This window comes from Paenibacillus rhizoplanae (assembly GCF_042684125.1).
Lineage (GTDB): Bacteria > Bacillota > Bacilli > Paenibacillales > Paenibacillaceae > Paenibacillus_AQ > Paenibacillus_AQ rhizoplanae.
In genome coordinates this window covers 52186-66912 of sequence record NZ_JBHUKY010000064.1, presented here as the reverse complement: position 1 = coordinate 66912, position 14727 = coordinate 52186, and the positions used below count along the sequence as shown (strand labels likewise).

Annotated in this window: 7 protein-coding genes; 5 read left to right on the top strand and 2 right to left on the bottom strand. The window is 54.8% G+C overall.

Features of this window, described 5'->3' with window-relative positions; all coding sequences use genetic code 11:
* Window positions 1–18: 18 nt before the first annotated feature.
* Entirely contained in the window at window positions 19–900 is an 882-nt protein-coding gene (locus ACFSX3_RS25995) for a helix-turn-helix domain-containing protein (protein WP_209993631.1), read from the bottom strand.
* A 136-nt stretch (window positions 901–1036) separates the two neighbouring features.
* On the opposite strand from ACFSX3_RS25995, the gene ACFSX3_RS25990 reads away from it, so the two are divergent.
* On the top strand, window positions 1037–2104 hold the full coding sequence (locus tag ACFSX3_RS25990; RefSeq protein WP_379313425.1) for an SGNH/GDSL hydrolase family protein: 1068 nt from the start codon (window positions 1037–1039) through the stop codon (window positions 2102–2104).
* Window positions 2105–2512: 408 nt separating this feature from the next.
* Here the strand turns inward: ACFSX3_RS25990 and ACFSX3_RS25985 are convergent, their stop codons facing one another.
* Window positions 2513–4549, bottom strand: coding sequence for an ATP-dependent DNA helicase (locus ACFSX3_RS25985; protein WP_379313423.1), 2037 nt, complete (start codon window positions 4547–4549; stop codon window positions 2513–2515).
* Between the two features lie 170 nt (window positions 4550–4719).
* On the opposite strand from ACFSX3_RS25985, the gene ACFSX3_RS25980 reads away from it, so the two are divergent.
* From ACFSX3_RS25980 to ACFSX3_RS25965, 4 genes are all read left to right on the top strand, one after another.
* Window positions 4720–6006: a DUF1963 domain-containing protein gene (locus ACFSX3_RS25980; protein WP_209993630.1), complete on the top strand. Its 1287-nt coding sequence runs from the start codon at window positions 4720–4722 to the stop codon at window positions 6004–6006.
* A 77-nt stretch (window positions 6007–6083) separates the two neighbouring features.
* Window positions 6084–7517, top strand: a complete 1434-nt coding sequence (locus tag ACFSX3_RS25975) for a PAS domain S-box protein (RefSeq protein WP_379257352.1) — start codon at window positions 6084–6086, stop codon at window positions 7515–7517.
* A gap of 178 nt (window positions 7518–7695) precedes the next feature.
* Window positions 7696–8910 (top strand): ATP-binding protein, encoded by a 1215-nt coding sequence (locus ACFSX3_RS25970; RefSeq protein WP_209993628.1) that lies wholly within the window; start codon window positions 7696–7698, stop codon window positions 8908–8910.
* 21 nt (window positions 8911–8931) lie between these two features.
* Entirely contained in the window at window positions 8932–14640 is a 5709-nt protein-coding gene (locus ACFSX3_RS25965) for a HAMP domain-containing protein (protein WP_209993627.1), read from the top strand.
* The last annotated feature ends 87 nt before the right edge of the window (window positions 14641–14727 follow it).

Sequence of the window (14727 nt, the reverse complement as noted above, 5' to 3'; positions counted from 1 at the left end):
AATAGCACTATATTGCGCTTAGTCGAAAAAGAGCCGGCGGTAAGTTAGGCTCTCATCTCCGCTGCGGAAATCGCCCGGCGTCAGTCCGGTCAGGCTGCGGAATGCCTTAATGAAGTAACTCCCGCTGGAGTAGCCGATCTGTGCAGCGATGGCTTCGATGCTTAAGCCTGTCCCCCGGAGCAGCTCCATAGCCTTCTCTGTCCGCACCCGGGTCAGATAAGCGCCGGGCGTCAGTCCCGTGCTGGCCGAGAAGCGCCGGATCAGATGATATTTGGATAGAGAGACATGCTCCGATAACTGGTCGATGCTGATCATCTGTGAGTAATGCTGCTCGATGAATTCGGCGGCGCGCCTGATATTCTCTGACCAGTTGTCCCTGTCCCGCAGGGTAGCTGCCTGTATTCGGGTTAGTTCCGTCACGAATTGATAGACGCTGGACGAGGCAATTAGCGGATCGGATATTCTTCCTGCCCCGGCATCCGCCACAATCATCCGCGCCAGCCGGACGGGTGCACAGTCTGCGGGCAACCGGGGCACTTCCCCCGCTTCACGCAGGAACTTACGCCAATGGGGCAGAATCAGGGCAGGGCGGAACAACAGGAACAGGAACTCCCAGGGCTGCGCCGCATCCGCCGGGTAGTAATAGCGGTGGGAGCCGGGGATTTCCGCCAGTATAGCCTGTCCGGCCGTGACCCGGTAAGTCCGGTTCTCCGACTCGAACACGCCTTCGCCGGAGAGGGTGTACTGGAACAGCAGGAGCGGGCCGTCATTGCGCTCCAGGCCGTCCCAGCGGTAAGCGGGATCGGAGATGGAATCATAACCGGCCGCAAATAACACGCACAGCTGCAGCTCCTTATCTTCGGCAAAACGAAACCCGTAGGTGCCTCTGGGGATGTCCATGGATATCCTCCTTTTTTCAAAATATAGAATTTATATGTTTCCACTTGACAAGTACTTAATATCTTAACATATCATTGAAAATATAAAGCGCCTTTGCTACTGTTACGAATAGAAACGATAGAAGGAAGGTTATGGAATGTCCCAGATGCAAACGTACCAACCGGCAGCTAATCATGTCAGACTGATCGGACGGACCCACTGGATGGGGGAGGTGCTGTGGCTGGCTCTTTCGGGGAGCGGGGTGGAATTCTCATTCTACGGCCGGGCGGCCCGGATCACTCTGCAAGGCGATGATATCGCTGCAACCTGCAACAATCTGGCCCGGATTGGAATCAGTGTTAACGGCCAGCAGGTGATAGACGATCAGGTGGATCAGCTACGCAAAACGTATACAGTGTTCGAAAGCGACACCGAGCAAGAGATTACTGTAAGAATTACGAAGCTGTCTGAAGCAGCCATGTCAACGGTTGGCATTGCAGAGATCGCGGTGCAGGCTGAGGAAGGCATTAAGCCGACTCCATCTCCGCAGCATACGATTGAATTCATCGGCGATTCCATTACCTGCGGGTATGGCGTTGATGATGAAGAGGCACTGCATACTTTTTCTACGGCTACAGAAGATGTAACGAAGGCTTATGCCTACCTGAGCGCAGAGCAGCTTGGTGCGGAGTACAGTATGGTGTGTTACAGCGGATATGGCATTATTACCGGCTATACAGAAAACGATCAGAAGCTGACCACGCATCTTCTGCCCGATTACTACGGGAAGGTAGGTAAGTCTGAAGGGAGGTTCGGCGGCAGTCTGCTGCCTCAGGAGATAGCTTGGGATTTCAGCAGATTCACGCCGGAGCTGATCGTCATTAATCTGGGGACCAACGACGATTCTTATACCAAGGATGACCCCGCCAAGCAGGCGGATTATGCAGAGAACTATGTTGCTTTTCTTCAAAAAGTCAGGCGTAATAATCCCGATTCGACCATACTATGTACGCTCGGGATCATGGGGGACAGGCTGTATCCTGTCCTGGAGCAGACGGTGGACCGCTATGCCCGGGAAACCGGCGACAGCAGAATCTCGGTGATGAAATTCGAGGTGCAGCGCGAAGAGGACGGCTACGCCGTTGACTTCCACCCTTCCCGGGTGACCCACCGCAAAGCAGCAGACAGACTGACGTCCGAAATCCGGAAGCTGATGAAGTGGTGATCCGGGCAGATTGAGGCTGGCGGGTAGGGGGCTGGCTGGCACGGAAAGCAGGCTGACTGGCTGGGAGCTGAAATGAAAGGGGAAATCCCTTTGGATCGGCTGGAAGTGGGCTGGCTAGTGAAGAAATGGAGCGGGTAGTCCAGTGGTGATTGCACTATGTGCAATAGAAATTCATAAAACACCTCTAAAAACAGTCTCTATTGTATTTAGTACAGTAGAATGCTGGAGAAGGGCCCAATATGGGCAAAATCTCTAAATTCTGCTGTACATAATACAGTAGAATGGCTAGAAAGGTAGTTTTATAGCTCGATCTAATGTACAAAGTACAATAGGCGCATACTTAAGGGTGATATTCCGCCTGCGTCCATCACAACCCCGCCGATTCCCCGCCCGTCGCCCGCGTCTGACTCAACCCCGCTGAATCCCCTTCGCACGCACAAACTTCTCCAGCACCCCGAAATCCTCCGTCACCTTGGTGAACGGCAGGGCGGCAAGGACTTGTTCCCGGTACGGGTTGCGGGCTCCGGCCGACAGGCGGGAATCCAGGATGCTGAGTACACCGAGGTCTGTCTCGCTGCGGATCAGGCGCCCGGTGCCTTGCCGCAGGCGGAGCAGCATGTCCGGTACGTAGACCTCCATGAGCGGATTCGCCACCTGCGCAGCCTTGTATTCGTAGACGGGATCGGCCGGAACCGGGAACGGCAGCCGGAAGACGATCAGATGCGACAGATCTGCACCCTCGATATTCACGCCTTCCCAGAACACGCCGGTACTCAGCAGCAGGCCCTTGCTCGCCCGGAACTCAGCGATCACCCCGTCCTGGGACGAGCCTTCCCGCTGCATATGCAGCGCCCACTTCAGCTTCTCTGCGCTCAGCTTTTTGTGAATGTACTTCATATCCTCTTTGGCCGAAAAAAGCACCAGCGTCCGCCCGTCCGTTACATTGCATAGCCGCAGCAGCTCCTTATATGCCGCTTCCAGATAAGCTTCCCGGTTGTTGTGGTTATAGTAAGGGACGTCCTTGGCAATATACATCATCGTATGGTTGTCATAATCGAACGGTGAAGCCTGACGCTCCATATACTCCCCTCTGTAGCCCAGCGAACGGGACAGATAAGCGTATTGCTTCTCCAGCGTGTCGCCGGACTGGCTGAGGGTTGCGGAGGTCAGGATGACAGAGGTCTTGCCGCTAAAAAGACTGTATTTCAGGAATTGGCTAATCCCCTTGGGGCAGATACTGACGGTAGCTTCTCCCCGGGGCTGGCTTGCCCAGAGCAGATAGTTACCCTCCGTCCCGGCAAGCACCTGAAAGAGGTCAATCATTCCGTTAACCGCTTCGAAGGTATTATCGATCTCCCGCTCATGCCGGGAAGTCAGGACCGAGAGACTGAGGCGGAACTCTTGCAGAATTTGCACGGCCTGCTCTAGCGGGACGCCCGTAATCTCCGATACTTTAATCCGGTCAGTGTCCTGCTTGGCGGTGTGCAGCAGGTCTGCTTCTATCTGTCTGAACAGCTCTTTGGCACAGCGCCGGACGAACTGGAAGGACTTCATCAGGCTGCGGTCTGCGGATTGCTTGTACAGCAGCTGCATGGCATCCTCCAGCACCCGTGAGATCCCCCGGAAGGTGAATTCAATCGTCTGGGCATCCCGGACCTTGGCCTCAAGATTATGCGCTTCATCGATTATAATCAGCGCAGGCCGCTCTGTGATCAGGCCCTTGGTCCCTTCCTTTTTCTTGATCAGGTCACGGATCAGCAGGTCCTGGTTCACGATGATGATATCCATCTCGCCCGGGCCGGCGTTGATCTTGGCCCGCATGTCGTAGAAGGCGCAGGTATGCTTGTAGTGGCAGTGCTCGAACTTGCAATCTGTCACACACACGTTAGACCATAAGGCATCACTGACTCCGCCCTTCAGATCTGCCCGTTCGTTGATTTCTGCATTCAGGATACGTTCTGCCATTACCGTGAGCGGGGAGCCGGACTCCCCGGACGGGAACAGGTCCGCTGCCCGGTACCGGCATGCATATTGCCCCATGCCCTTGCCGACTACAGAGCGGACCATGGAGAAGCCGAGCCGGCTGCCGATGAACCGCAGATCCTTATGGATCTGTTCAGAGAGCTGGATGGACGAGGTGGCGATAATGACCGGCTGCCGGGAGAGCTGGTTGATGAGCAGGCCGGGAATCAGGTAGGCGAAGGATTTGCCGATACCGACTCCGGCTTCAATCATGGCATTTCGGCCATGGACATAAGCGTCGGCAATATCCAGCGACATATCCTGCTGGCCGAGCCGTTCGGTGAGACCAAGCCGTTTGAACCGGTCATACATGCGGAAGATGGCATTGACCAGGGCAGGCTCGGCGTTTTTGGCCGGCTCCTGCTTCTGTAATTTGTAGAGATCATTTAACCAGTTGATAACGACCGCCCCTTTTCCTGTCAATGTTAGTCTTGTCCTGCATGATATACGGCAGAGGTTGTTATTATCTTAGATGGCGGGCGAACAGTCAAGGGCCAGGGCGGAATCCGTCTGCTGGCATCCCGGAAGTCCGCTATCTTATAATGTTAATAAAATCATAGTCTGCGTACTGATCACGAAGGGAGAGAGAACATATGAGCGAACGTCTGCCTTGTCAGACCCCGGGCTGCACGGGAAGCATTCTTCCTGCAACCGCACTGAAGACCGGGGGTATCTGTATGCCCTGCCAGCAGCGGAAGCTTGCAGAAGAGAGACAGGCTTATATTGAGCAGAACCGGAAAGAGATCAATAGATATGCAGGTGTGGAAGATCGGGTTGAAATTCTGACAATCATGCACAGCCCGCAGAAGCCTGATCCGCTTATCCGGGAAGTGCCCTACCCCCAAACTGAGCAGGAGCTGTATCATGAGCTGACCGTGGAAGAACGGGAGCGAATGGAGAGCTACGCAGTTCAATTATTGGAAGAAGAGGAGGTTGACCAGGCTGAGACGATTCTGTTGTCCCTTGTCTGTTACACAGATACACGGCTCGGGCCGGGCCTCGAAAGCTTCCTCCGCACAGAGAATTATTATCCGGCGATTCTCTACAAGGATGCGGACGCGGTGATCCGGGATCGGCTCATTGCTCAGGTGGAGACTGATCAGGTGAACCGGAATCACCTGCTGCTGGCACTGGCCTGGATTGGTGATGAAGAAGTGGTCAGGCTGTTTGCGGCATGGCGGCAGTCCCCGCCGGTGTGGACGTCGGCGTTATATATATCTCCCGAGATGTATGCCCGTGAAGCGGGCTGGGAGCTTGATGCTGATGGCGGCAAGAGACTGCTTATACACCCGGAGTGTTATCCATTCAAAGTATATAAGGAAGAAATTGCGGAAGCTCCCCGCACTCCTGCGGCGGTGACAGCGCTCCAGACAGGGGCGGCGTCCTGTCCGTGGTGCGGCGGCGAATTGACCGTCTTATTCGATTACGATTTGCAGCATCCTTTGCTTCAATTCATGAAGCTGCCCGGCAAGCGTCTAAGGATTGCCGCCTGTATGCACTGTAATTGCTACGGCACCGTGTTCATGAACGTTGATCTGGAAGGCGGTTATTCATGGAGTCCATATAACACTGTTCCTGAATATCTGCCTGACAATAACGGAGGGCAAGCGTCCCCCGTATGGCATGTGATGCAATTATCGGAACAGCCTGCAGGCACTTATGAAAGTGCGCATTGGACGCTTGAGGCGCCGGCATCGCAGATCGGGGGACATCCAGCCTGGATTCAGGATACGGATTATCCGGCATGTCCCTGCTGCTCGCAGACGATGACCTTTACCGCACAGATGGATATGGAGCAGGCGGAAGACAGCGAGGGAATCTATTATGCTTTTCTATGCGGGGATTGCCTGATTACAGCGGTGAATTACCAGCAGAGCTGAGCCGCTTTTGTCACAGATAAGTTACGGGCAAAGTGCTACCATGGAATGAAAAACAAACTGGCTGCGGGAGCTGCTATATGAGTTGTTTCTCAGTTCATCAGATGATGCATTATTCACTGTATTCTTTTGCCGAGCACAGCCCGGACCCGATGTACATTCTGGGTATGGACAACAAGGTGAGCTACGCCAATTCCAGCTTCGTTGAGCTGTACGGCTGGACAACGGAGGAATTGAACCTCCATGATTTCCCCCATGTTCCGCGGGAGCTTAGGGACGAGCTGAATCAGATGTATATCTTCATCAATCAGGGAAAGCGTCTGTTTGTCCTCGATACCTTCCGGATTAAGCGGGACGGGGAGTTGATCAGTGTCAAAATAACGATATCCCCAGTAAAAGATCTGGAAGGATGCATTACGGCTTATGTATGTGCATTAAGGGATGTAACGGAGATCAAGTTCTCAGAGCTGAAATATTATAAGCTATTTAATGAGGCGAATGATCCTATTTTCATTTATGAACAGGATGAGGAGGGCAAGCCCTCGAAGTTCCTGGATGTGAACGAAGCTGGCTGCCGTATGCTGGGCTATACACGTCACGAGCTGCTGGACAAGACCCCCCGTACTGTTACCGCAGAAGCACTGGTGAGAGAGGTGGATAAGACGTTCGGGTCCATTCTCAGCGGAGAAGGAAGGTTCGTCGAATGGGTTCAGGTCACGAAGGACGGAAGGGAAATACCGGTGGAGATCAGTGCGAAGCCGTTCAGGCTGAATGGCCGCCAGATGATAATCTCGATTACCCGCGACATGACTGAACGAAAAAAAACAGAAGAGTTCCTGAGATACAACGAGAGTCTGTCTATGATCGGTGAGCTGTCTGCAGGCATCGCCCATGAAATTCGTAATCCGCTGACCAGCATCCGCGGGTTCGTCCAGCTGTTGTATTCCCGCTCTAAGATGAACAGGGAGCTGCACGAGATCATCCTGTCAGAGGTGGACCGGATCAATTCAATAATTGGTGAACTGTTGCTGCTGGGCAAGGAAATGCCGTCCGAACTGGCAGACTGTAATCTGGCCGGGCTGCTCGGACAGGTAGTTGTGCTGCTGAATGCCCAGGCGCATATGACAGACAACGAGATTGTAATGCACTCGGATCTCGACAGCCTGCTCATTCGGTGCGCAGTTAACAAGCTGAAGCAGGTTTTTATCAATGTGCTGAAAAATGCGATAGAAGCAAGCCCGCACGGAGCAGAAATTACCCTGGAGCTGAAGCTTGAGGAGAATGCAGCCATTATTCGCATCATCGACACCGGGCCGGGCATACCGGCAGAGCTTCTGCACCAGATCGGTGCTCCGTTCTTCACGACCAAATCGGGAGGGAATGGACTAGGTGTTATGATTAGTAAGAAAATTATCCATAATCATAAGGGGACTCTCCAGTTCAAGAGTAACCAGCCGGTGGGAACAATAGTTGAGATTACGCTGCCTTTGCTTCATGAATTACAACATACATAAGCGTTATCCGAACGGAGCAGTGAGGTCAGACCAGACCCCGCTGCTCTTTTGATTATCTGCGCTCAGGGGAAGTTCGCTATAAGAATGACCGGGTTTCGGGATTTGAAATTTTGGGTATATAAGCTATATTTTCGAAATATAAACGTAAGCAAGCCACAGGTTGGAAAGTGAGGTCCTCATGGATTATCCAATCAACATCCTGCTCGTAGACGATCATCCCGAAAACCTGCTTGCCATTGAGGCCGTGCTTAGCGGAGAGTCTTACCGGTTATTTCGGGCCTATTCCGGGATTGAGGCTTTGCGCTGTTTGCTGGAAGAGGAATTTGCGGTCATTGTAATGGATGTGCAAATGCCGGGAATGGACGGGCTGGAGACGGCCCGCCTCATCCGCACGCGGGAGAAGAACAATTTCGTGCCGATTATTTTCATGACCGCTAACAGCACTACCATGGAGGATATCTTCGCTGGCTATTCCGTCGGCGCTATGGATTACATGACGAAGCCCCTCGTCCCACAGCTGTTCAAGTCCAAGATTGAGGGTTACGTCAGCATGTATGAAGCGAATAAGACGCTGCAGCTCCAGAGTGAGATGCTGAAGCAGCAGGCCCGGCAGCTGGAGAAGACGAATCAGGAGCTGAGGGAAGCGAAGGAAGCCGCAGAAATTGCCTCCAAGGTGAAATCGGAATTCCTGGCCATGATGAGCCATGAAATCCGCACGCCGCTGAACGGGATCATCGGAATGTCTGATCTGCTGCTGGCTTCGGATCTGCCGGAGGAATATTGTGAGATGGCGGGAATTATCCACACGAGCAGCAATGCCCTTCTGTCGGTGATCAATCCGATCCTCGATTATTCCAAGCTTGAATCCGGCAAGCTGGAGGTGGAAGAGGCGCCGTTCTCGCTGCAAGACTGCCTGAGCGAGACGGTTGCCCTGTTCACCGCTAGGACCCGTGAGCGGAAGCTTGATATGGTGGTGATGATTGACCCCGCCGTGCCGCCCTATCTGTCGGGAGATGTGAACCGCCTCCGCCAGGTGCTGAATAATCTGGTAGGCAACGCAGTGAAATTCACCCATGCAGGCAGTGTATACATAATGGTTAACAAGCTGGGGGAAGCGGCGGATAAGCTTACGCTTGAATTCACAATCAGAGACACAGGAATCGGAATTCCCCCGGATAAAATCGGCGAGCTGTTCCAGCCCTTCTCCCAGCTTGACGCCTCTACCACACGCAGATTCGAAGGCACGGGGCTTGGCTTATCGATCAGCAAAGCTCTGGTGGAGCTGATGGGCGGAAGCATCCGGGTAGAGCCGTCGAATGAACCTGGGGCTACGTTTGTTTTTACAATTGTCGTTTGTGAGCATCTTGGATTGGAGAGCAAAAATACGTGCTGAATAAGGGGCAGGGTTGATACTATGAGCGATGACAACCAAATCAAAGAAAACCATGGCGATGGAATAGACGCCGGTGAACTGCTGAGCGCCTTGATGGCGATGAAGAAGGGCAATTTCTCCCACAGAATGCCTTATGACCGGACGGGGATCGCCGGTAAGGTAGCGGATACGTTCAACGAGATTATGGACATTCAGGAGAGCCTGGTAAACGAGGTCCAGACGGTGGCGAGAGTGGTCGGCAAGGAAGGAAACCTGTCCAGACGGTTCGTGCAGAAGAATCTGGGCGGGTCCTGGGAGATGGTTACCGATTCCTTGAACGGCCTGGTGATTGATCTGATTCAGCCGACCAGCGAGATGGTCCGGGTCATTAACGCCGTAGCCAAGGGCGATCTGTCCCAGCAGGTGGAGCTGGCGATTGAAGGACGGCCGCTTACCGGCGAGTTCCAGCGAACGGCAAGCAATATTAATATGATGGTGAATCAGCTCAGCACGTTCGCCTCTGAGGTTACACGCGTAGCGCGTGAGGTGGGTACCGAGGGTATTTTGGGCGGACAGGCTGATGTGAAAGGGGTCTCCGGCACCTGGAAGGATCTGACCGACAGCGTCAATTATATGGCGACGAATCTTACGGATCAGGTGCGCAATATCGCGGCAGTGACTACAGCCGTAGCGAACGGCGATCTGTCGAAGCAGATTACGGTCAATGCGCGTGGCGAAATCATGGAGCTGAAGAATACGATCAACACGATGGTGGATCAGCTCTCCATGTTCGCTTCTGAGGTGACCCGGGTGGCGCGTGAGGTCGGGACCGAAGGCAAGCTCGGCGGACAAGCTGATGTGAAGGATGTCTCCGGCACCTGGCGGGATTTGACCGAGAGCGTGAACTACATGGCGTCCAACCTGACCAATCAGGTGCGGAACATCGCGGTGGTGACTACGGCGGTTGCCAACGGCGATCTGTCGAAGAAGATTACGGCCGATGTGCAGGGTGAAATTCTGGAGCTGAAGAACACGATCAATACGATGGTAGATCAGTTATCGACCTTTGCTTCCGAGGTGACCCGGATGGCGCGTGAGGTGGGTACGGAAGGGATTCTCGGCGGGCAGGCGGACGTCAAGGGCGTGTCCGGCACCTGGCGGGATTTGACCGAGAGCGTCAATTATATGGCGTCCAACTTAACGAATCAGGTGCGCAATATCGCGGAAGTGACCACGGCGGTAGCCAAGGGCGACTTGTCAAAGACGATTACCGTCGATGCGAAGGGCGAGATTCTGGAGCTCAAGAGCACTATTAACATCATGGTGGACCAGCTCAGCAACTTCGCCTCCGAGGTCACGCGCGTGGCGCGCGAGGTATCTACAGAAGGGATTCTCGGCGGGCAGGCCGATGTGAAGGGCGTCTCCGGGACCTGGAAGGATCTGACCGATAGCGTGAACTTCATGGCCGGCACGCTGACGGATCAGGTGCGCAATATTGCCGAAGTGACGACAGCGGTGGCCAAAGGGGATCTGTCCAAGCAAATTACCGTGAATGCGACGGGGGAGATTCTGGAGCTGAAGAACACCATTAACACCATGGTGGAGCAGCTGTCGATCTTCGCCTCCGAGGTGACGCGCGTGGCGCGCGAGGTCGGCACTGAAGGCATGCTGGGCGGACAGGCGCAGGTGAAGGGCGTAGCCGGAACGTGGCGCGATTTGACCGAGAGCGTGAACTATATGGCGTCCAACCTGACGAATCAGGTGCGCAATATCGCGGTCGTAACGACAGCGGTGGCGAACGGGGATCTGTCCAAGAAAATCACTGCGGATGTGCAAGGTGAAATCCTGGAGCTGAAGAACACGATCAATACGATGGTGGACCAGCTCTCCATGTTCTCTTCCGAGGTTACACGTGTAGCGCGCGAGGTAGGTACAGACGGTAAGCTGGGCGGACAGGCGCAGGTGAAGGGAGTCGGCGGCACCTGGAAGGACTTGACCGAAGGCGTAAATAACATGGCCCGCAATCTGACGGATCAGGTGCGCAATATTGCAGATGTGACCACGGCGGTAGCCAAGGGCGACCTGTCCAAGAAGATTACCGTAGACGTCAAGGGCGAGATTCTTGAGCTGAAAAATACGATCAACACGATGGTGGACCAGCTCTCGATCTTCGCCTCCGAGGTGACGCGTGTAGCGCGCGAGGTGGGTACGGACGGCAAGCTGGGCGCGCAGGCCGAGGTGAAGGATGTCTCCGGCACCTGGAAGGATCTGACCGATACGGTGAACTTCATGGCGAGCAACCTGACGATTCAGATGCGCAATATTGCCGGTGTAACCACGGCGGTAGCGAACGGGGATCTGTCCAAGAAGATTACGGTGGATGTCAAAGGCGAATTGCTTGAGCTGAAGAACACGATCAACACGATGGTGGATCAGCTGAATTCGTTCGCCTCCGAGGTGACGCGTGTAGCGAGCGAGGTCGGCACGGACGGCAAGCTGGGCGGACAGGCCCAGGTGCGCGGTGTCGGGGGCATCTGGAAAGATCTGACCGACAACGTGAATATCATGGCGACCAATCTGACCGATCAAGTGCGGGGCATCGCCAAGGTTGTGACGGCGGTGGCGAACGGTAACCTGAAGCAGAAGCTGACGGTCGAGGCCAAGGGCGAGATTGCCGAATTGACGGATACGATCAATAACATGATCGAGACGCTGGCTACCTTCGCTGATCAGGTAACTACTGTGGCACGCGAGGTTGGAGCCGAAGGTAAGCTGGGCGGACAGGCCAGTGTGCCGGGGGCTGCGGGTACCTGGCGTGATCTGACCGACAACGTCAATTACATGGCGAGTACGCTGACCACACAGGTACGGGCCATCACCAATGTGGCGACAGCAGTGACTAACGGCGATCTGTCACGGGCGATTGATGTGTCCGCCTCCGGGGAGGTTGCCACGCTCAAGGATAACATCAACGAGATGATCCGTAATCTGAAGGAGACGACCCGCATCAACACCGAGCAGGACTGGTTGAAGACCAATCTGGCCAAGTTCTCGCGGATGCTCCAGGGGCAGCGCGATCTGTATGCAGTCAGCCGGATGATCCTGTCCGAGCTGGCTCCGCTGGTATCGATGCAGCATGGCGTCTTCTATATTAATGAACCCTCCGGCGGGGAAGCGGTCTTGAAGCTGTTCGCCAGCTATGCGTATCAGAACCGCAAGCATCTGGCGAATGAATTCCGGGCGGGGCAGGGGCTGGTCGGCCAGTGCCTGATTGAGAAGCAGCGGATTCTGCTGACCAATGTTCCGGGTGACTATGTGATGATCTCGTCCGCACTGGGCGAAGCAACGCCGCTCAATATCATTCTGCTGCCGATTATCTTCGAGGATCAGGTGCTGGCGATTCTGGAGCTGGCGACCTTCCGGCCTTACAGCGATATCGACATCGCTTTCCTGGATCAGCTTACTGAATCCATCGGCAGTGTAATCAACACGATGCAGGCGAACCAGCGTACGGAGGAGCTGCTGATTCAGTCCCAGTCGCTTACCGAGGAGCTGCAGAAGCAGCAGCTGGAGCTGCGGAGCACGAATGACGAGCTGGAGGATAAGGCGAAGCTGCTGGTACTGCAGAAGGCGGAAGTGGAGAGCAAGAACCACGAGGTAGAGGTTGCCAAGCGTTACCTGGAGGAGAAGGCGGAGCAGCTTGCCCTGACTTCCAAATATAAGTCTGAATTCCTGGCCAACATGTCCCATGAGCTGCGGACCCCGCTGAATTCCCTGCTGCTTCTGGCAGAACAGCTGGCCGAGAACCCGGATGAGAATCTGCATGAGCTTCAGGTGAAGTTCGCGAAGACGATTCAGGATTCGGGACTTGAATTGCTGCACCTGATCAATGATATCCTGGATCTGTCCAAAATCGAATCCGGCACGATCACGCCGGACTTCAGCGAGGTCTCTCTGGCAGAGCTGACAGGCGGACTGGACCGCACCTTCCGCCATATGGTGGATGCCAAGAAGCTCGACTACCGGATCAGCGTTGATCCCGGTGTACCGGCCAGCATCGCCACGGATTCCAAGCGGCTGCAGCAAATACTGAAGAACCTGCTCTCGAACGCCTTCAAGTTCACGGAGCAGGGGCAGATTATGCTTCAGATCCGCAAGGCAGAGGATGGCTGGCACCCGGACAATGAGTCGCTGAAGCGGGCCAGAACGGTGATCTGTTTCTCCGTAAGCGATACAGGGATCGGCATTCCGCAGGAGAAGCAGCAGATTATCTTCGAAGCCTTCCAGCAGGCGGACGGCAGCACGAACCGGGAATACGGGGGAACGGGCCTGGGGCTTGCCATCTCCCGCGAGATTGCCGAGATGCTGGGCGGAGAGATTACCCTGTACAGCGAAGTGGGCAAAGGGAGCGTATTTAATCTGTACCTGCCAACGGAAGCGGAATTCACAGAGCCGGTGCTCCCGCAGACTCATGTCCCCGAGGTCATTGATATCACCCCGGCCAAACGCAGAAGCAGCCTTGTCAAGCCGGAAGAGGAGCCTTTCTTGGATGACCGCGATGGGATTGAACCGGGAGACCGGGTGTTCCTGATCGTTGAGGATGACCAGAAGTTCAATGAGATCATTCTGGGGATGCTCCACAAAAAAGGGATCAAAGCGGTTATCGCCACCAGCGGCTGGGATGTCCTGGAGCTGGTTCAGAAATACCAGCCGGCGGCCATCACGCTGGATCTGCATCTTGGCGGAGATACGGACGGCTGGCTGGTGCTTCAGCAGCTCAAGAACGATATCGGGGTGCGGCATATTCCGGTCTGCGTGATGACTGTGGATGAAGACGAGGTGCTGCTGCTGCAGAAGGGTGCTTACGATTACTTCCGTAAGCCCGTGACCAATGAGGAGCTGGAGAATGCGCTGGACCGGTTGAACAGGTTCGCGGATCATGCCACGGCTAATCTGCTGGTTGCCGTCCAGGATGAACAGGAGCGCAAGCATATAGCCGAGCTGCTGGACAACCCGGATCTTACGCTCACCGCCGTAGAGACCGGGCGCAAAGCCTTGAACCAGTTGAACAGCAAGACGTTCGATGCGATCGTGCTGGATAGCAGCCTGGCGGACATGAATCTGATCCGTTTCCTGCGGGAGATGTACAAGAACGCCAGGAACAAAAGAATCCCCGTTCTGGTGCAGATGAACCGGAAGCTGACGCCGGAGGAAGAAACCGAATGGGATGAGCTGGCGAAGATGGCGGTGCTCAAAGAGGTGAAATCAGATGCCCAGCTGATTGATGAATCCACCCTCGCCCTGCACCGCAAGGCAGAGAATCTGCCGCCGCTCTCCAGAGACAAGCTGGTGAAGCTGTATCAATCGGATGAGATGATCGAGTATAAAAAGGTGCTTGTCGTGGATGATGATATCCGCAACATCTTTGCGCTTACCTCCATTCTGGAGCGTCATCAGATGAAGGTGATCCCTGCGGAGAATGGCCAGGATGCAATCACGCTGCTGGAGCAGACGCCGGATATCGGGATTGTCCTGATGGACATCATGATGCCGGGAATGGACGGCTATGAGACAACCCGGGCGATCCGGGAGAAGCCGGAATGGGGGGACCTCCCGATACTAGCGCTTACAGCCAAGGCGATGAAGGGGGACCGGGAGCTGTGCCTGGAAGCAGGCTGCTCGGATTATATTACCAAGCCGGTGAACAGCGGACAACTGTTATCAATGATGCGTACCTGGCTGGACAAATAGAGCAGGACGAATAGAGCCGGACGGATAGGACAGGACCCTAGAATAGGGCCATGGAATAGGAACAGGAGCCAACCCCTCAGCCGCGAT